At 69.7% G+C, this 18123-nt stretch carries 18 protein-coding genes; 12 read left to right on the top strand and 6 right to left on the bottom strand.

Annotation, left to right across the window (positions count from 1 at the left end):
• Window positions 1–151 precede the first annotated feature (151 nt).
• Window positions 152–331 carry a hypothetical protein gene (locus OEZ60_RS00520; RefSeq protein WP_263332121.1) on the top strand — a complete coding sequence of 60 codons (180 nt, stop codon included), beginning with the start codon at window positions 152–154 and terminating at the stop codon, window positions 329–331.
• A gap of 58 nt (window positions 332–389) precedes the next feature.
• Window positions 390–728 (top strand): TfoX/Sxy family protein, encoded by a 339-nt coding sequence (locus OEZ60_RS00515; protein ID WP_263332119.1) that lies wholly within the window; start codon window positions 390–392, stop codon window positions 726–728.
• A gap of 47 nt (window positions 729–775) precedes the next feature.
• Here OEZ60_RS00515 and ndk read toward each other — a convergent pair whose 3' ends face one another.
• Entirely contained in the window at window positions 776–1198 is a 423-nt protein-coding gene (ndk, locus tag OEZ60_RS00510; protein WP_263332117.1) for a nucleoside-diphosphate kinase, read from the bottom strand.
• A gap of 194 nt (window positions 1199–1392) precedes the next feature.
• On the opposite strand from ndk, the gene OEZ60_RS00505 reads away from it, so the two are divergent.
• The 4 genes from OEZ60_RS00505 (at window position 1393) to OEZ60_RS00490 (ending at window position 5342) form a co-directional block, all read left to right on the top strand.
• A complete protein-coding gene (locus OEZ60_RS00505; protein WP_263332709.1) occupies window positions 1393–3249 on the top strand; it encodes an ABC-F family ATP-binding cassette domain-containing protein in 1857 nt (618 codons plus the stop codon).
• Window positions 3250–3290: 41 nt separating this feature from the next.
• The gene (locus tag OEZ60_RS00500) at window positions 3291–3905 is read left to right on the top strand and encodes a MarC family protein (RefSeq protein WP_263332115.1); all 615 of its coding nucleotides are present in this window, start codon (window positions 3291–3293) and stop codon (window positions 3903–3905) included.
• Window positions 3906–3908: 3 nt separating this feature from the next.
• Complete coding sequence (locus tag OEZ60_RS00495; protein ID WP_263332113.1) at window positions 3909–4484, top strand: retropepsin-like aspartic protease family protein; 576 nt, start codon at window positions 3909–3911, stop codon at window positions 4482–4484.
• Between the two features lie 75 nt (window positions 4485–4559).
• A complete protein-coding gene (locus tag OEZ60_RS00490) occupies window positions 4560–5342 on the top strand; it encodes a glycosyltransferase family 25 protein (RefSeq protein ID WP_263332111.1) in 783 nt (260 codons plus the stop codon).
• Between the two features lie 9 nt (window positions 5343–5351).
• On the opposite strand, the gene OEZ60_RS00485 is transcribed toward OEZ60_RS00490, so the two are convergent.
• Window positions 5352–5813 (bottom strand): DNA polymerase III subunit chi, encoded by a 462-nt coding sequence (locus OEZ60_RS00485; protein ID WP_263332109.1) that lies wholly within the window; start codon window positions 5811–5813, stop codon window positions 5352–5354.
• Window positions 5813–7282 (bottom strand): leucyl aminopeptidase, encoded by a 1470-nt coding sequence (locus OEZ60_RS00480; RefSeq protein ID WP_263332106.1) that lies wholly within the window; start codon window positions 7280–7282, stop codon window positions 5813–5815. The genes OEZ60_RS00485 and OEZ60_RS00480 overlap by 1 nt, the downstream gene beginning before the upstream one ends.
• Window positions 7283–7404: 122 nt before the next feature.
• Between OEZ60_RS00480 and lptF the strand changes: the two genes are divergently transcribed.
• The 6 genes from lptF to rsmA all read left to right on the top strand — a co-directional run bounded on the left by lptF (window position 7405) and on the right by rsmA (window position 15058).
• On the top strand, window positions 7405–8535 hold the full coding sequence (gene lptF / locus OEZ60_RS00475) for an LPS export ABC transporter permease LptF (RefSeq protein ID WP_263332104.1): 1131 nt from the start codon (window positions 7405–7407) through the stop codon (window positions 8533–8535).
• Window positions 8532–9629 (top strand): LPS export ABC transporter permease LptG, encoded by a 1098-nt coding sequence (gene lptG / locus OEZ60_RS00470; RefSeq protein ID WP_263332101.1) that lies wholly within the window; start codon window positions 8532–8534, stop codon window positions 9627–9629. The genes lptF and lptG overlap by 4 nt, the downstream gene beginning before the upstream one ends.
• Entirely contained in the window at window positions 9629–11782 is a 2154-nt protein-coding gene (locus tag OEZ60_RS00465; protein ID WP_263332099.1) for an LPS-assembly protein LptD, read from the top strand. Before lptG ends, OEZ60_RS00465 begins: the two co-directional genes overlap by 1 nt.
• Before the next feature lie 52 nt (window positions 11783–11834).
• Window positions 11835–13133 carry a peptidylprolyl isomerase gene (locus OEZ60_RS00460; RefSeq protein ID WP_263332098.1) on the top strand — a complete coding sequence of 433 codons (1299 nt, stop codon included), beginning with the start codon at window positions 11835–11837 and terminating at the stop codon, window positions 13131–13133.
• A 10-nt stretch (window positions 13134–13143) separates the two neighbouring features.
• Window positions 13144–14127 carry a 4-hydroxythreonine-4-phosphate dehydrogenase PdxA gene (pdxA, locus tag OEZ60_RS00455; RefSeq protein WP_263332096.1) on the top strand — a complete coding sequence of 328 codons (984 nt, stop codon included), beginning with the start codon at window positions 13144–13146 and terminating at the stop codon, window positions 14125–14127.
• An 88-nt stretch (window positions 14128–14215) separates the two neighbouring features.
• Window positions 14216–15058, top strand: coding sequence for a 16S rRNA (adenine(1518)-N(6)/adenine(1519)-N(6))-dimethyltransferase RsmA (gene rsmA / locus OEZ60_RS00450; protein ID WP_263332095.1), 843 nt, complete (start codon window positions 14216–14218; stop codon window positions 15056–15058).
• 58 nt (window positions 15059–15116) lie between these two features.
• Here the strand turns inward: rsmA and OEZ60_RS00445 are convergent, their stop codons facing one another.
• From OEZ60_RS00445 to prfA, 3 genes are all read right to left on the bottom strand, one after another.
• The gene (locus OEZ60_RS00445) at window positions 15117–15782 is read right to left on the bottom strand and encodes a DUF4167 domain-containing protein (RefSeq protein WP_263332094.1); all 666 of its coding nucleotides are present in this window, start codon (window positions 15780–15782) and stop codon (window positions 15117–15119) included.
• Window positions 15783–16032: 250 nt separating this feature from the next.
• Entirely contained in the window at window positions 16033–16860 is an 828-nt protein-coding gene (prmC, locus tag OEZ60_RS00440; protein WP_263332092.1) for a peptide chain release factor N(5)-glutamine methyltransferase, read from the bottom strand.
• Between the two features lie 52 nt (window positions 16861–16912).
• Window positions 16913–17968: a peptide chain release factor 1 gene (gene prfA / locus OEZ60_RS00435; protein ID WP_263332090.1), complete on the bottom strand. Its 1056-nt coding sequence runs from the start codon at window positions 17966–17968 to the stop codon at window positions 16913–16915.
• Window positions 17969–18123 lie beyond the last annotated feature (155 nt).

Here is an 18123-nt window from a genome sequence, read left to right as displayed (position 1 = left end):
AGGCGTGGAAGCCGAAGAGGCGCAGAATCGACTTGACGGTGCCGGATCACGACCATATCTGCGCCGCGCCAAAGCCACCGTCACGTGTTGGCATGGCATGAGGACAGGCTACCGAATGCGGCCCGTGGGCCGCGCTGCAAGGAACGAAGAGATGGAATACCCAAGGCAGATGGACGCGGGCCAGGAACGGTCCGAACAGACTTCCGTCGGCACCCCCCGGCCCCGCCAGCAGAGCGCGGAACAGCCGGTCTCGCGGCAGCAGCAGTCGGAAGGCGAGCGCGTCTCCGGCCAGATGGGCGCGACGATCTTCACCGACTGGGCCTCGATCTGAGCCCTTGCGGGCGGCGCGCCCGCGCCGCTAGTCTCGGGGCTCCGACCGAGGAGTCCCGATGCCCCGCTCCGTATCCGCGATCCCCAATCTGGGCCCCGCCTCCGAGGCCGCCTTCGCCCGCGCCGGCATCGGCTCGGCCGAGGAGATCGAGGCGATGGGCGCCGACGCCGCCTATCTGAGGCTGCTGCAATCGGGAACGCGCCCCCATTTCATCGGATATTACGTTCTGGTCATGGGCCTTCAGGGAAGGCCCTGGAACGATTGCGCGGGGGCCGAGAAACAGGCGCTCCGTGCCCGCTTCGACGCGCTCAAGGCCGAGGCGATGCCCTCCAAGGGAAAGGACCGCTCCCGGCTGGAAGCGGTCCTCGATGAGATCGGGCTTCTCCGCCCGCGCTGAGACGATTTTTAAGGAAAAATCGTCCGAAAATTCTTAAAGAATTTTCGTCAGCCGACGAGTTCGAGACCCGAGAAGAAGAAGGCGATTTCCTGCGCCGCGGTTTCGGCCGCATCCGAGCCGTGGACCGAGTTCTCGCCCACGGAGAGCGCGAATTCCTTGCGGATCGTACCGGCGTCGGCATTGGCGGGGTTGGTGGCGCCCATCACTTCGCGGTTCTTCGCGATCGCGTTCTCGCCCTCGAGCACCTGCACCACGACCGGGGCAGAAGCCATGAACTCGCACAGTTCGCCGTAGAAGGGGCGTTCCTTGTGGACTTCGTAGAACTTGCCGGCCTGCTCCATCGAGAGCTTGATGCGCTTCTGCGCGACGATGCGGAGGCCCGCGTCCTCGAACTTTGCGTTGATCTTGCCGGTCAGGTTGCGGTTGGTCGCGTCGGGTTTGATGATGGACAGCGTGCGTTCGATCGCCATGTGATGTGCCTTCTGATTGGGGGACGCCGGGCGTCGTGCCGCGCGTCGGATGATCCGCGCGCCTGCTAGCATGGGTCTTCACGAATGAAAAGGTGGCGCGGGCGTCGGGTGCGGATGCCTCCGGCGGGGATATTTGCAGCAAGATGAAGGCAGGGCGCTTCCAGCGGCAGGGCGGCTCTGCTATGGCGGCGCCCATGCTCAGGATCGCCGACATCACCTATTCCGTCGAAGGCCGCCCCCTGTTCGAGGGCGCCTCGGCGACGATTCCGGCCGGCCACAAGGTCGGTCTCGTGGGCGCCAACGGCGCCGGCAAGACCACGCTCTTCCGGCTGATCCGCGGCGAGCTCGCGCTCGAGGGCGGCGAGATCGCGCTGCCGACCCGCGCCAGGATCGGCGGCGTGGCGCAGGAGGTGCCCTCGTCGGCGACCTCGCTCCTCGACACCGTGCTCGGGGCCGATACCGAGCGTGCCGAGCTGATGGCCGAGGCCGAGACCGCGACCGACGCGCACCGCATCGCCGAGATCCAGCACCGGCTCGCCGATATCGACGCCTGGTCGGCCGAGGCGCGGGCAAGCGCGATCCTCAAGGGGCTCGGCTTCGACAATGACGACCAGCGCCGGCCCTGTTCGGACTTCTCCGGCGGCTGGCGGATGCGGGTGGCGCTCGCGGGCGTGCTCTTCGCCCAGCCCGACCTTCTGCTGCTCGACGAGCCCACCAACTACCTCGACCTCGAAGGTGCCCTCTGGCTCGAGAGCTATCTCGCCAGGTACCCCCATACCGTCATCATCATCAGCCACGACCGCGGGCTTCTGAACCGCGCGGTGGGCGCGATCCTGCACCTGGAGAACCGCAAGCTCACGCTCTGGTCCGGCCCCTACGACCAGTTCGCCCGCCAGCGCGCGGTCCTGCGCGCGGTGCAGGCGGCCGAGGCGAAGAAGCAGGACGCGCGCCGCGCGCATCTGCAAAGCTTCGTCGACCGCTTCAAGGCCAAGGCCTCGAAGGCGGTGCAGGCCCAGAGCCGGGTCAAGATGCTGGAGAAGATGACGCCGATCCTCGCCCCCGAGGAGGCGAAGAAGGTGGTCTTCACCTTCCCCGAGCCCGAACAGCTCTCGCCGCCGATCGTCACCATGGAGGGCACCTCCGTCGGTTATGACGGCCCGCCGGTGCTGCGCCGCCTGTCCCTGCGCATCGACCAGGACGACCGGATCGCGCTTCTGGGCCGCAACGGCGAGGGAAAATCCACGCTTTCCAAGCTTTTGGCGGGCAAGCTTCAACCGTGTGACGGCAAGGTCGTACGCTCATCGAAGCTCCGAATCGGCTATTTCGCCCAGCACCAGGTCGACGAGCTGCATCTCGACGAGACGCCCCTGCAGCACATCCAGCGGCTCCGCCCCGAGGAGGGCCAGCCGCGCCTGCGCGCGCGGCTCGCGGGTTTCGGCCTCGGCGCCGACCAGGCCGAGACCGTGGTCGGCCGGCTCTCTGGTGGCCAGAAGGCGCGGCTCTCGCTCCTTCTGGCGACGCTCGACGCGCCGCATCTCCTGATCCTCGACGAGCCCACCAACCACCTCGACATCGAGAGCCGCGAGGCGCTCGTCGAGGCGCTGACCGAATATTCCGGCGCGGTGATCCTCGTCTCCCACGACATGCATCTGCTCGGCCTCGTCGCCGACCGGCTCTGGCTCGTGAAGGGCGGCGCGGTCGCGTCCTATGACGGCGATCTCGACAGCTACCGGCGCGAGCTCCTGGCCGGCGACGAGGCGGCGAAGCCCGCCGAGAAGGCGAAGCCGAAACCGGCGCGCGCGGTGTCGCGCGACGCGGTCCTGGCGCTCAAGGCCGAGGTCCGCAAATGCGAGGAGCGGCTCGAAAAGCTCGCCGAGATGCGCGAGCGGCTGTCGGCCAAGCTCGCCGATCCCGCGCTTTACGAGGACGCCCGCATCCAGGAGCTCGAGGGCTGGAACCGCAAGTTCGCCGAGATCGAGGAGGCAACTGCCCGCGCCGAGGCGCTGTGGATGGCCGCGGCCGAGCGGCTGGACGCCGTGGAGGCGGTCTGAGCGCTCTTGCCGAAACCGGCCCCCGGCCCTAAGGCTTGTGCATGGATACCGCGTTCCTGATCACGGCCTTCGCCACGCTCTTCGTCGTCATCGACCCGCCGGGGCTGGTGCCGATGTTCATCGCGCTCACGCAGGGCATGGATGCCGACCATCGCCGCCGGCTCGGGCTCCGCGCCTGCCTGATCGCGGGCGGCCTCCTGACGCTCTTCGGCCTCTTCGGCGAGTCGATCCTCGGCTTCATCGGCATCTCGATGTCGGCCTTCCGCATCGCCGGGGGAATCCTGCTCTTTCTCACCGCGCTCGACATGCTGTTCGAACGCCGCACCCAGCGGCGCGAGGGCCAGCACCCCGACCCGCATCACGACCCCTCGGTCTTCCCGCTCGCGACGCCGCTGATCGCCGGGCCCGGCGCGATCGCCACGATGATCCTCCTGATGGGGCAGTCGGGCGGCGGCTGGCAGGGCACGCTGACGGTGCTCGGCCTGATGTTCGCGATGCTCACGGTCACCTTCCTCTTCTTCCTCGCCTCGCCGCCGCTCGAGCGGCTGCTCGGGCGCACCGGGACCGTGGTGATCACCCGGCTCCTCGGCATGCTCCTCGCCGCGCTTTCGGTCCAGTTCGTCATCGACGGCGTGCGGGAAACCGGGATGGTTTGACCCGTGGAGAGCGGCGACTTTCCGCGGCTCGTCTACCTCGGGCTCCTGCTCGCCGTGATCGCCGGCTATTTCCTGTTGGCCAACCGCCGGCACCTCGGCAAGGTCGCGCAGCAGGCCGCGATCTGGGGGCTGATCTTCCTCGGCGCGATCGCCGTCGCCGGGCTCTGGGACGACATCCGCCGCTCGGCCCGCCCAGCCGAGGCGGTGATCCGCGGCGACAGTATCGAGGTTCCGGCGTCTGCGGACGGGCATTTCTACCTCATGGCGGAGGTGAACGGCGTGACGGTCCGCTTCGTCGTCGACACCGGCGCCACCGACATCGTGCTCACCCAGCGCGACGCCGCGCGGGCGGGGCTCGATCCCGAAGGCCTGAACTACTTCGGCACCGCGATGACCGCGAACGGCCGCGTCGCGACCGCGCCGGTGCGGCTCGACACGCTGGCGCTCGGCGGCGTGAGCGATGCCAACGTGCCCGCCGTCGTCAATGGCGGCGAACTTGACACATCACTACTCGGAATGAGCTATCTCGGCCGCCACGAGGTAACATTCTCGCGCGACAGGATGATCCTGAGGCGCTGACCGGATCGCGGCGCGCCAGGCTTGAATGCCGCTGCCGCGGATCCTGCAGCGCCCCCCAAACAGGAGGCGCCGCCCATGACCGTCGAGGCGCTCGTCATCAGCCTTCGGTCCGCCGCGGCCCGGCGGGCGATGCAGGAGGCGCAGCTTGGCCGGCTCGGGCTTCCGCACCGGCTCCTCGATGCCGTGAACGCTGCCGGGATTCAGGCCGCCGATCTCGCGCGGTGGCAAAGAGCGTGGTGCCGGCCGCTCAGGGCCAGCGAGATCGCCTGCGCCCTGAGCCACCGGCAGGCCTGGTCCGAGGTGGCCGCCGGTACCCAACCGCGGCTCATCCTCGAGGACGACGCGGTGCTTGGCCCCGCCACTGCCGCCGTGCTTGACGTGCTGCAGCACAGATCCGGTCTCGACTGCGTGACGCTCGAGACCTTCACCCTCCCCAAGCTCCTCGGCCGGCGCATTGCCATCGGCGCGACGGGTCACATGCTGGCGGAGGTGTTCCGCGACAGCGCCGGGGCCGCGGCGTACCTGCTCTGGCCCGACGGCGCGCGGCGGCTGCTCGCGAGTCTGCCCGGTCTCCTGCCGCCGGCGGATGCCGCCATCAATCTGACCGTCGGACTGCGCATGTACCAGGTCGAGCCGGCCTGCGCGATGCAGGCGATATTCCTGCCGCGGGGCGAAGGTATCACGCCCGAGGTTGCCGAGACCACGATTTCGAACGCGCCGCGGCCGAAGGTGGACTCGGCCGGCGACTGGCTCCGCTACAAGCTCCGCCGCCTTCGCGTCTCGGCCATCCTGCTCAGAAAACGCCTGCGAGGGCTTGGTCGGTCGCAAAAACGGATCGTCGAGTTTCGCATCGCGTAACCGCCGGCTTCAGCCGCTCTCCGCCTTCTTCTGCCAGCGGCCGCTCTCCTCGCTCCAGTACTGCGCCGGTACGCCGGCGCCGGTCAGCGCCTTCCACTGGCCGCGCGCGCGTTCGACCGCCGCCGGGTCGTTGCCGTCGAAGATCACGCAGACCCGCTCCAGCGCGCGGCATTCCTCCGGAGCGATCTCGGCGCCATCGACCGCCATCAGGCACTGCGCGCCGTTCGGCGCCTCCGCCCCGAGGGTCAGCAGAACCGGCTGCAGCGCGTCATGCGGCCCCCCGGCGATGCCGTGCGGCAGGAAGCTCTCCTCGCCCCCGAGCCAGAGCTTCTGGTCGAGCCAGTCGAGACGCTCCGCCCCGCGCCCCCGCACCACCACATGCCAGCCCGCCTGCAGCGACTTCGCCAAGAGCATCGGCAAGGTCGCCTCCAAGGGCGACCGCGTCAGGTGGTAGAAGAGCGCGTTGCCCATCAGCCCTCCAGCATGTCGCGTACCAGCCGGTCGAGCGCCATCACCCCCCAGCCCGACGCCCCCTTGGGCGCGAGCACGGTCTCCTTCGGCGGTAGCGCCACCCCGGCGATGTCGAGATGGCACCACGGCGTCTCGTCCTTGACGAAGCGGCGCAGGAACTGCGCCGCGGTGATCGAGCCCGCGGGCCGCCCGCCGGTGTTCTTGATATCGGCGAGCCGCGACTTGATCAGCTCGTCATAGGCCGGCCCCATCGGCATCCGCCAGGCGCCCTCGCCCTCGGCCTCCGCCGCCTTCAGGAACGCCGCGCAGAGCTTGTCGTCGTTCGAGAACACGCCCGCGTTCTCGTGGCCGAGCCCGATGATGATCGCGCCCGTGAGCGTCGCGAGGTTGATCATGCCGGTCGGCTTGAACCGCTCCTGCGCGTACCAGAGCACGTCGGCCAGCACCAGCCGCCCCTCGGCATCGGTGTTGATCACCTCGATTGTGTCGCCCTTCATCGATTTGACGATGTCACCCGGCCGCTGCGCCTTGCCGTCCGGCATGTTCTCGACGAGCCCGACGAGGCCGACGACATTGGCCTTGGCCTTCCTCAGCGCGAGCGTCCGCATCACCCCGGCGACGACGCCGGCGCCGCCCATGTCCATCGTCATCTCCTCCATGCCCAGGGCGGGCTTGATCGAGATGCCACCGGTGTCGAACACCACGCCCTTGCCGACGAGCGCGAAGGGCGCCTCGCCCTTCCTGCCGCCGTTCCACTGCATGACGACGACCTTGGAGGGGCTTTCCGACCCCTGCCCCACGCCCAGAAGCGCCCGCATCCCAAGCTTTTCGAGTTCCTTCTCCTCCAGCACCTCGACCGCGAGGCCGAGCTTGTTCATCGCCGCCAGCCGGTCGGCGAAGTCGCTGGTGGTCAGCACGTTGGCGGGCTCATTGACGAGATCGCGGGTGAAGCAGACGCCCTCGGCCACCGACGCCATCGGCGCGAAGGCCGCCCCGGCATCCTCGGGCTTGTCGACCATGACCACCGCCGCGCCCTTCGCGGGCTTCTCGGCGGTGCGGTACTCGGCGAACTCGTAGCCCCGAAGCGCGAGGCCGAGCGCGATCTCGGCGGCGCGCGGATGGTTCGCGGCAAGGACCGTTACGCCACCCTCGCCCAAAGCCTTGCCGATCGCGGCACCGGCCTTGCGCGCCTCCGCGACCGAAGCGCGGCGGGCGAGCTTCACGAGCTGCACCGCCTCGGCCTGAAGCCCCGCCGGGTAACCCAGGTCCATCGCCTCGCCGGGCTTGAGCTTGCCCCAGGCCTTGCCTTCCATCGCGCGGGTGATCGCCCCCTTCATCTGCCGGTCGAGCCGGCGCGCGACCGTTCCGGGCCGCGTATCGGGCGCGAGGATCACGGCGATCCGGCCTGTGGCAGCGGTCAGGGCATCGAAATCGGTGGCGGTGAAGGTCACGGCGACGGGTGCGCTCATCTGGGATCTCCGGCGTGGTTTTGCCGGACCCTACAGGCGGCTCCGGTGCTTGGCCAGATAGGAGTTTTCCCGCCCGGAGCTTTCGGCTAGGGATGGGCGCGCAGGAAACAGGAGAAGACGAAGTGTCCAGATTCGACAGGTATATGCTGTCGCAGCTGATGATGCTTTTCGGCTTCTTCGCGCTCGTCCTCGTGGCGGTCTACTGGGTCAACCGGGCGGTTCTGCTCTTCGACCAGCTGATCGCCGACGGTCAGTCGGCCTGGGTCTTCCTCGAATTCACCGCGCTCACGCTGCCCAACGTGATCCGCCTCGTCCTGCCGGTCGCGGCCTTCATCGCCTCGGTCTACGTCACCAACAGGCTCTCCTCGGAGAGCGAGCTCGTGGTGATGCAGGCGACCGGCTTCTCGCCCTTCCGGCTGGCGCGGCCGGTGCTCTATTTCGGCCTCGTCGTCGGCCTGATGATGGCAATCCTCGTCCATGCGCTGGTCCCGGCGAGCCGGGCCAAGCTCTCCGAACGGCGCGCCGAGATCGCCGAGAATGTCGCCGCGCGGTTCCTCGGCGACGGCGACTTCCTGCATCCGGCGCCGCAGATCACCTCCTATATCCGCGAGATCACCCCGAGTGGCGAGCTGCTTGACCTTTACCTCTCCGACATGCGTTCCCCGGGCGAGCGCACCGCCTATACCGCCGAACGGGCGCTCCTGGTCCGGACCGAGTCGGGGCCGAAACTGGTGATGTTCGACGGGATGATCCAGACGCTCGACACCAAGACCAAGACGCTCGCACTGACGCGGTTCGAGAACTATTCCTACGACATCGGCGCGCTGATCGGCCGGCCGGGCGAAGGCAAGCCCACGGTGGACGAGGCTTCGACCGCGACCCTGCTCTGGCCCGATCCCGCGATGGCCGCGCAGATCGGCGCGAGCCGGAACGAAATGCTCTTCGCCGGCCACGAGCGGCTCTCGCAGCCGTTCCTCGCCGTCGTCGCCGCGCTGATCGGGTTTTCGACGCTCCTGACCGGTGGCTACAGCCGCTTCGGGCTCTGGCGCCAGATCGTGGTCGCGGTCTTCCTGCTGATCGGCGTGCAGTTCCTCGTCAACGGCGCCACCAACATGGCCACCCGCGACCCCGAGCTCTGGCCGGTCGTCTACCTGCCGATCCTTGCCGGTCTTGCGGCCGCCGTCGCGCTCCTGTCGATCTCGGGGCGGAGCCGGCGGGTGCGGCACGACCTCGTCGGGGCGGTGGCGTCATGATCCTGTCGCTCTACATCGCCCGGCGCTTCTTCACCATGTTCCTCATGGTCTTCGCCGGCTTCTTCGCGGTGCTCTACCTGATCGACATGGTCGAGGAGATCCGCCGCTTCGCGGACCAGGGCCTCAGCCTCGCCGCCACCGCCGAGCTGGCGCTCCTCAACACGCCGCAATCGGCCTACCGGATCCTGCCGATGACGGTGATCCTCGCCGCGATCGCTCTCTTCCTCGCGCTCGCGCGCTCCTCCGAACTGGTGGTGATCCGCGCCGCCGGCCGCTCGGCGTTGAGCATGCTCATGGCGCCGCTCGCCGCCGCCCTCGTCATCGGCGCGATCGCGATCACGATCCTCAACCCGATCGTCGCGGGCACCGCCAAGCGGTACGAGGAACTGTCGAGCCGCTACAAGCTCGGCGACGGCAACGTGCTGTCGGTGTCCCGCGAAGGCCTCTGGCTCCGCCAGGGCGGCCCCGACGGCCAGACCGTGATCCGCGCCGCGCGCGCCAATTCCGACGGCACCACGCTCTACGGCGTCTCGTTCACCACCTTCGCGCCGGAAAGTGGCCCGGTTTCGCGGGTCGACGCGGCGGAGGCGACGCTGGGCGAAGGTGCCTGGATCCTGAGGGATGCCAAGCGCTGGCCTTTCGTGCTCGGCGCCAATCCCGAACGCGACGCGACCCGCTTCGATGTCTTTCGCCTCGCCTCCGACCTCACCGCTGACCAGATCCGCGAGAGCTTCGGCGCGCCCTCGACGATCCCGATCTGGGAACTGCCGGCCTTCATCGACAGCCTCGAACGCGCCGGTTTCTCGGCGCGCAAACACAATGTCTGGCTACAGATGGAGCTCGCGCTGCCGCTCTTGCTCGTCGCGATGGTGCTGGTCGGCGCCGGCTTCACGATGCGCCACGCCCGCTCGGGCCGCACCGGGATGATGGTGCTCCTGGCGATCGTCTCGGGCTTCGCGATCTTTCTCCTGCGCAACTTCGCCCAGGTCCTCGGCGAGAATGGCCAGATCCCGGTCGCGCTCGCCGCCTGGAGCCCGCCGCTCGCGGCGGCCCTCCTGTCGCTGAGCCTCGTGCTGCATCTGGAGGACGGCTGATGCGCCTGATTGCCGCCGTGATCGCGGCCCTTCTGCTCGCAAGCCCCGCCGTCGCGCAGGATGATGCCGCGCAGGCCACGGCAACGCTCGTCGCCGACCGGGTCTACCTCACGGGCGACGACACGCTCACCGCCGAGGGCGCGGTCGAGGTGCTCTACAAGGGCGCCCGGCTCACCGCCGAGAAGATCGTCTACGACAGCACCGGCGACCGGATCCTCATCACCGGCCCGATCAAGCTGATCGACGGCCAGGGCGCGGTCGCGCTCGCCGATTCCGGCGAAATGTCACGCGACCTGACCGAGGGGGTGCTCCGAAGCGCGCGGATGATGCTCGACCAGCAGCTCCAGCTCGCCGCCGTCGAACTGCGGCGCACGGGCGGCGGCCGCTACACCGCCTTCGACAAGGTCGTCGCCTCCTCCTGCCAGGTCTGCCCGAGCAACCCCGTTCCGCTCTGGGAGATCCGCGCCCGCCGGGTGATCCACGATCGCGAGAAGCGCATGCTCTACTACCAGCACGCGCAGTTCCGCGTCTCCGGCGTGCCGATCTTCTACACGCCGCGCCTCCGGATGCCCGACCCGACGCTCGACCGCGCGCCGGGCTTCCTGATTCCGCGCTTCCGCACGACCTCGGCGCTCGGCTTCGGCGTCAAGCTGCCCTATTTCCTGCCGCTCGGCGACAGCCGCGACGTCACGTTCACGCCTTATCTCTCGTTAAGCCGGACCCAAACGCTGGAGTTCCGCTACCGCGAGGCGTTCCGCACCGGGACGGTCGAGTTCAACGGCGCCCTGAGCGACGACGACATCGTTCCCGGCAAGACCCGCGGCTATCTCTTCGCCGAAGGCAGCTTCCGACTGCCGCGCGACTTCCGGCTCGACTTCACGCTGCAAGGCGTGACCGATGACGCCTACCTGCTCGACTACGACATCAGCGAGACGGACCGGCTCAGGAGCGGCGTCTCGGTGACCCGGACGCGGCGCAACGAACATATCGACGCGCGGCTCTTCCGCTACTGGTCGATCCGCTCCGGCGACGACAATTCGGTACTGCCGACCTGGGTCGGCGATGTGACGTTCAAGCGCCGCTTCGCGCCCAGCCAGCTCGGCGGCGAGGGCCAGATCACGGTGCAGTCCCATTCCCTGCGCCGCAGTTCCGAGATCGACACCGACGCCAACGGCGACGGCATCACCGACGGCCGCGACGTCGCGCGCGCGACGCTCCGGGGCGACTGGCGCCGCAACTGGGTTCTCGCCAATGGCATGGTCGTCTCGACCGAGCTCCAGGCCACCGCCGATGTCTACGCGATCAGCCAGGACGCGAGCTATCCCGGCACCGTGACCCGGTTCACACCGGCCGGCGCGGTCGAGCTCCGCTGGCCCTGGGTCCGCTACGAGGATCGCGGCGCAAGCCAGGTGCTCGAACCGGTGGTCCAGCTGGTCTGGAGCCCCGACACGGCCGACGACGTACCCAACGAGGACAGTCAGGTGGTCGCCTTCGACGAGGGCAACCTCTTCGGCTTCAATCGCTTCCCGGGCGCCGACCGGCACGAACTCGGCACGCGGCTCAACGTCGGGTTCGGCTGGACCCGCCACGCGCCCGGCGGCTGGTCGATGGGCGTGACGGCCGGCCGGATCTTCCGGGCCGAGGACCTCGGCCAGTTCACGCCGGGCAGCGGGCTCGACGGGACGGCGTCGGACTGGCTCGTCTCGGCGCGGGTAGATTCCGGCCAGGGCCTGACCGTGGTCAACCGCGCGCTCTTCGACGACGGGTTGGATTTCAGCCTCGACGAGCTCGGCATCGCCTATGCGCGCGACCGCTACGCCGTCGCGGCGAGCTATCTCTGGCTCGTCGAGGACCCGATCGAGGGCCGGCCGTCGCCAAGCTCGGAACTGCTGATGAACGCCCGCTGGGACGTCAGCCGCAACTGGCGCGGCCGGATCTCGGGGCGCTACGACTTCGAGGCCGCGAGCGCGGTCCGCGCCGGGCTCGGCCTGACCTATCTCAGCGAATGCGCGACGATCGATCTTTCGCTCTCGCGTCGGTTCACGTCCTCGACTAGTGTGAACCCCAGCACGGATTTCAACGTCTCGGTGGTCATGAACGGGTTCGGGACCGGCAACGACGGGCGACGCTACCGCCGCAGTTGCTCTTACTGACGACGACGGGACGGAAATCGAAACGAAGAACAGAGCAGACGGACGACAGACGATGCGCTTCCCCTTCCTCCTCTCTCTCGCCCTCGCGGCGGCCACGACCACCGCGCTGCCGGCAATGGCGCAGGGCAGCCGGTTCTCGACGGCGGTGATCGTCAACGACTCCGCGGTCACCCAGTACGAGCTCGAGCAGCGAATCCGCTTCCTGCAGCTCCTGCGCGCGCCCGGCGATCCGGCGGTCGAGGCCGAGAAGGGCCTGATCGACGACCGGCTGCGCAGCCAGGCCGCCGAGGCCGCCGAAATCACCCTGACTGAGGAACAGATCGCCGCCGGCATGACCGAATTCGCCGCCCGCGCCAATCTCAGCGCCGAGGAGTTCGTCACGGCGATCGGCCAGGGCGGGGTCGCGCCCGAGACGTTCCGCGACTTCGTCAGCTCCGGCCTCGCGTGGCGCGAGGCGGTGCGCGCACGCTACGCAAAGCAGATCGTCATCTCCGACGCCGAGATCGACCGCGCGCTCTCGGTCGAAGCCGGCCGCGGCGCGGGCCCGCGCGTGCTCCTCTCCGAGATCCTGCTGCCGGTCCGCCCCGACACCTCCTTCGAGATCCGCCGCCTCGCGACCGAGCTCTCCGAGACGATCCGCTCCGAGGGTGATTTCGCCCGCGCCGCCCGCGCCCATTCCGCCGCGCCCTCGCGCGACCGCGGCGGCCAGATCGGCTGGATCCCCCTGACCAACCTGCCCGCGCAGATCCGCCCGGCCGTGGCGGGCCTCGCCCAGGGCCAGGTGAGCCCGCCGATCCCGCTCGGCGACGCCATGGCGATCTTCCGCATGCGCGGCACGAGCGAAGGGGGCGAGATCAAGCCGGCCAACATCACGGTCGATTACGCGCAGTACCTGATCCCCGGCGCCGGCACCGCCGATGCCCAGGCCGAGGCCGCGCGGATACGCGCCAAGGCCGACACCTGCGACGACCTCTACCGCGTGCTCCGCGGCGCCCCTGCCACCCAGCTGATCCGCGAGACGCGGCCCCTCGGCCAGGTGCCCGCCGACATCGCCTCCGTCCTCGCCGGGCTCGACGAGAACGAGGTCTCAACCGCCCTCACCCGCGGCAACGCGCAGGTCTTCCTGATGCTCTGCGACCGCGACGCGACCCTCGCCGAAGGCGGCGCCCCGGTCGTCGACCCGGCCGCGATCGCCCCCGAGGGCGCCCCGGCCATCGATCCCGAGCTCGGCTTCGGCGCCGGCCCGAGCCGCGCCCAGATCCGCGAGGAGCTGACCAACCAGCGGCTCGGCAACCTCGCCGACGGCTATCTCGCCGAACTGCGCTCGGCCGCGATCATCCACCGGCCGTGACGCGGACCCGATGCAGGATCTGCCCATCGCGCTGAGCTGCGGCGAGCCTTCCGGCATCGGCCCCGAGATCGCCGTCAAGGCGCGGGCCGCGCTCGGCGCCTCGCTGCCCTTCTTCTGGATCGGTGACCCGGCGCACCTGCCGCCGGGCACCGGGCTTCAGGAGATCGCACATCCCGCCGAGGCACTCGCGGTGCCCGCCGGCCGGCTGCCGGTCCTCACCCACGCCTTCCCCGAGGCGGCGCCGCCGGGCGCGCCCCGTCCCGCCAATGCCCGCGCCGTGATCGAGGTGATCGCGCGCGCGGTAAGGCTGGTCACGCGCGGCGAGGCGGCGGCGCTCTGCACCGCGCCGATCCACAAGAAGTCGCTGAAGGACGGCGCGGGCTTCGCCTTTCCAGGCCATACCGAATATCTCGCCGACCTGGCCGGCGGCGCGCGCGTCGTGATGATGCTCGCCTGCCCCGACCTGCGGGTCGTGCCCACGACGATCCACATCCCGCTCTCCGAGGTTCCCGCCCGGCTCACGCCGGCGCTTCTCGAGGAGACGATCCGCATCACCCATGCCGGCCTGATCCGCGATTTCGGCCTCGCCGCGCCGCGCCTCGCGGTGGCCGGCCTCAACCCCCATGCGGGCGAGGGCGGCGCGATGGGCGACGAGGAGACGCGCGTGATCGCGCCGGTGCTCGAGCGCCTCCGCGCCGAGGGCATCGCGGTTGCCGGTCCACTTCCCGCCGACACGATGTTCCACCCCGCCGCGCGGGCACGCTATGACGCGGCGATCTGCATGTATCACGACCAGGCGCTGATCCCGATCAAGACGCTCGATTTCGCCGGCGGCGTCAACGTGACGCTCGGCCTGCCCTTCATCCGCACCTCGCCCGATCACGGCACCGCCTTCGACATCGCCGGCCAGGGCGTCGCCGACCCGGCAAGCCTGATCGCCGCGCTGAAACTTGCGCGGGAGATGACCTGCGCCCGTCAGGCAGACCGCGCATGAGACCGTTCCAGCAGCCCCCGAATTTTCCGCGGAAGTTCGCCGATTTTTCGCAGAAAAATCGCATCCCGAAAGCCGGAGGGAACGACACATGGCGGCACTAGACGGCCTGCCGCCGCTGCGCGAGGTGATCGCCACGCACGGGATCGCGGCCAAGAAGAACCTCGGCCAGAACTTCCTTCTGGACCTCAACCTGACTGCCAAGATCGCCCGCTGTGCCGGCGACCTGACGAAGTGCGACGTGCTCGAGGTCGGGCCCGGTCCCGGCGGTCTTACCCGGGGGCTCCTCGCCGAGGGCGCACGCCGCGTGCTTGCCGTCGAGAAGGATGCCCGCTGCCTGCCCGCGCTGGCCGAGATCGCCACCGCCTATCCCGGCCGGCTCGAGGTCATCAATGCCGACGCGCTCGAGATCGATCCGCTCACCCATCTCACACCGCCGATCCGCATCGTCGCCAACCTGCCTTACAACGTCGGCACCGAGCTTCTGACCCGCTGGCTCACGCCGCCCGCCTGGCCGCCGGTCTGGGACAGCCTGACGCTGATGTTCCAGAAGGAGGTGGCCGAACGGATCGTCGCCCAGCCCGGCTCCAAGGCCTATGGCCGGCTCGCGCTCCTCGCCCAGTGGCTCACCGACGCCCGCATCGTGATGACCCTGCCGCCCGAGGCCTTCACCCCGCCGCCGAAGATCCACTCCGCCGTCGTCCACCTCACCGCGCTGCCCGCGCCGCGCTTTCCGGCCGACCCGAAGATCCTCAACCGGATCGTCGCGGCCGGCTTCAACCAGCGCCGAAAGATGCTCCGGGCCAGCCTGAAATCGGTGGCGCCGGGAATCGAGGCAAAGCTCGAGGCCGCCGGGATCGCGCCCACGGCGCGGGCCGAAGAGATATCGCTCGAAGCCTTCTGCCGCCTCGCGCGGCTGCTCGCGGAAGGCTGAACGCAAACGGCCCGAACCTTGAGGTCGGGCCGTTCGGGGTATTCCTTGAAAACCGAGGTTATTCGGCCACGTCGACCGGGTTCCCGTCGCCCGGCGTGTCGTCCTTCGCCTTGGGCTCGGCGGCGCGCTTCTCGCGCGGCTTGCGGGGCCCGCGTGACCCGCGGCCGGTCTTCTTCTCGGCCGCCGGAGCGGGTTCCTCGGTCGGCTGCGGCAGTTCGGGCATCATCGTCGCCGACGGCATGGCACGCGGGCTCGATTCCGGCGTCTCGACCAGACCCGGACCGTCATCCTCAGCCTCGTCGCGCGCCGTGGGCATCGGCCCCGAGCGGAACTCGCCCGCGTCGCGGCCGTTACGCTCCTCGTAGCGGGGCCGTTGGTTCTGGCGCTCGCCGCCATTGCCGCCCTGCCCCTGCCCGGGCTGGGCCGGACCGTTGCCGCCCTCGCCCTGCTGCTGGCGCTGCTCCTGCTCGCGGCTCATCTCGCGCTGCGCCTCGCCCAGCATGCGCGTGTAGTGCTCGGCATGCTGGAGGAAGTTCTGCTCGGCCACCCGGTCGTTCGAGAGCTGAGCGTCGCGCGCCAGCGTCAGGTACTTGTCGATGATCTGCTGCGGGGTGCCGCGGACCTTGCCCTCCGGGCCGGAGGAATCGAAGACCCGGTTGACGATGTTACCGAGCGAGCGTTGACGGTTCGATTTCGAACGCGAACGGGATTTGGATGATCTCATGTGCTTTCGTCTGTCCGAGCCAAAGGGCTTGTGAGCGGGCTTGCCCGGTTCCGCGTCCTGTGCCGGGACTGTCCGGCGTCGGCCTGCGGTTCCTGATCGTGCTGGGCGAAGCGGTCCGGGCGGCGCCAAACGCTCCACCCGTCACGGCTCCCTTAATGCATGATGTGCGGGCCTCGGCAAGCGGAATCTCGCGGCGCCGGCGGATTTCCACTATCGCTGCGGTAATCTTAGCGCAAAAAGCACCCCGATGTCACCTTTCGGCCACCACGACCCGGTCGCGGCCGTCGAGATCGGGCCGGACCGTCACCCGTGCGAACCCCGCCGCGCGGAACAGTTCCGCGACCGCCGGGCCCTGGCTCGCGCCGATCTCGACGATGACCGTCCCCCCGGGCACAAGATGCGCCGCCGCGCCGCCCGCGATCGCGCGGTAAGCGTCGATCCCGTCTCCGCCGGGCGTGAGTGCGAGGTGCGGCTCCCAGTCACGCACCTCGGGCGCAAGCCCGGCCATCTCGTCTGCGGCGATATAGGGCGGGTTCGAGACGATGAGGTCGAAGCGCCCCGTGACGCTCGCGAACCAGTCCGAGCGCAGGAACCGGGCGCGCTCCGCGAGCCCGAGCGCCGCGGCATTGCCGCGCGCGACATCGAGCGCGGCCGGGCTCAGATCGGCGCCGAGCCCCTCGGCCTCCGGCCTTTCCGCCAGAAGCGTCAGGAGGATGCAGCCGGTTCCGGTGCCGAGGTCGAGGACAGTGCCGAAGCGCCGCTCCAGCGCCGCGGCGATCAGCGCCTCGGTTTCGGGGCGCGGATCGAGCGTGTCGCACGTCACCCGGAAGCGCCGTCCGTAGAAATCGCGCCCGCCGGTGATCTGGCTCACCGGCTCGCGGGCGATCCGCCGCGCGACGGCCGCCTCGAACGCGGTGAGCGCGGCCGGGCCGACAGGGTCTGGCAGGATGAGGCTCACCCGCTCCGGTGCGATGCCGAGCGCATGGGCGAGGAGCCGGCGGGCATCGCGCGGCGCGCCCTCGATCCCCGCCGCGCCGAGCCGCCGCACGGCGGCGGCGAGCAGTTCCGACCCGGTCACCGGCGCGCCCTGCCGCCGATGGTCAGGGCCGCAGGCCCGAGAACGAGGCGTCTCACGCCTCCATCTCCGCAAGCTTCGCCGCCTGGTCCTCGGCGGTGAGCGCGTCGATGATCTCGGTCAGGTCGCCCTGCATCACCTGGTCGAGCCGGTAGAGCGTGAGGTTTATGCGGTGATCGGTCAACCGGCCTTGCGGGAAGTTGTAGGTGCGGATCCGCTCGGAGCGGTCGCCGGAGCCGACTTGCGCCTTGCGCTCGGCGGCGCGGGCATCGTCCGCGCGGCTCCGTTCGAGGTCGTAGAGCCGGGCGCGCAGCACCGCCATCGCGTTGGCGCGGTTCTGGTGCTGGGACTTTTCCGATGAGGTGACGACGATGCCGGTCGGAAGGTGGGTGATCCTGACCGCGGAATCGGTGGTGTTGACGTGCTGGCCGCCCGCGCCGGAGGAGCGCATCGTGTCGATGCGGATGTCGGAGGCCGGGATCTCGATATCGACCTCCTCGGCCTCGGGCAGGACCGCGACGGTCGCGGCCGAGGTATGGATGCGGCCGCCCGATTCCGTTTCCGGCACGCGCTGGACCCGGTGGACGCCGGATTCGTACTTGAGCCGGGCGAAGACCCCCTCGCCCTCGATCCGCGCCATCGCCTCCTTGACGCCGCCGAGCTCGGTCTCGCTGAGTTCGAGCAGTTCGAAGCGCCAGCCCTGTGCCTCGGCGTGTTTCTGATACATCCGGAGGAGATCGCTGGCGAAGAGAGCGGCCTCCTCGCCGCCCGTCCCGGGCCGGATCTCGAGGATCGCGGGGCGGGCATCGGCGGCATCCTTGGGCAGGAGCGCGATCCGGAGCCTTGCCTCCATCTCGGGGATCCGCGCCTTGAGGGCCGGGATCTCGTCCTCGGCGAGCGCGCGCATCTCGGGGTCGGCGAGCATCACCTCGGCCTCGTCGAGATCGTCGAGCGCCTGGCGGTAGGCGGCGATCTCGGCCGCGACCGGCTTCAGCTCGGAATATTCGCGGCTGAGCTGGGCGATCTCGGCGGGCGCGGTGCCGGCCGAGAGCTTGGCCTCGAGGAACTCGAAGCGGCGGGTGATCTGGGCGAGCTTGTCCAAGGGTACCATCGGTGCGGTTTCGCTCTTGTCCGGGCGTCGGTCAAGGGGGGAGCGGCCGGGGGTTTCACACCCCCGGGCCCCCGTGGGGTATTTCGGCAATGAAGAAGGCAGGCGGAAGGTGCCGGTCATGCCGTCGCTCCGCTGTGTACGCATGTCGCATGGGA

It is taken from the genome of Albidovulum salinarum (assembly GCF_025673475.1).
GTDB classification, from domain to species: domain Bacteria; phylum Pseudomonadota; class Alphaproteobacteria; order Rhodobacterales; family Rhodobacteraceae; genus Albidovulum; species Albidovulum salinarum.
The sequence above is the reverse complement of the archived record's forward strand: the minus strand, read 5'-3'. Positions and strand labels throughout refer to the sequence as shown.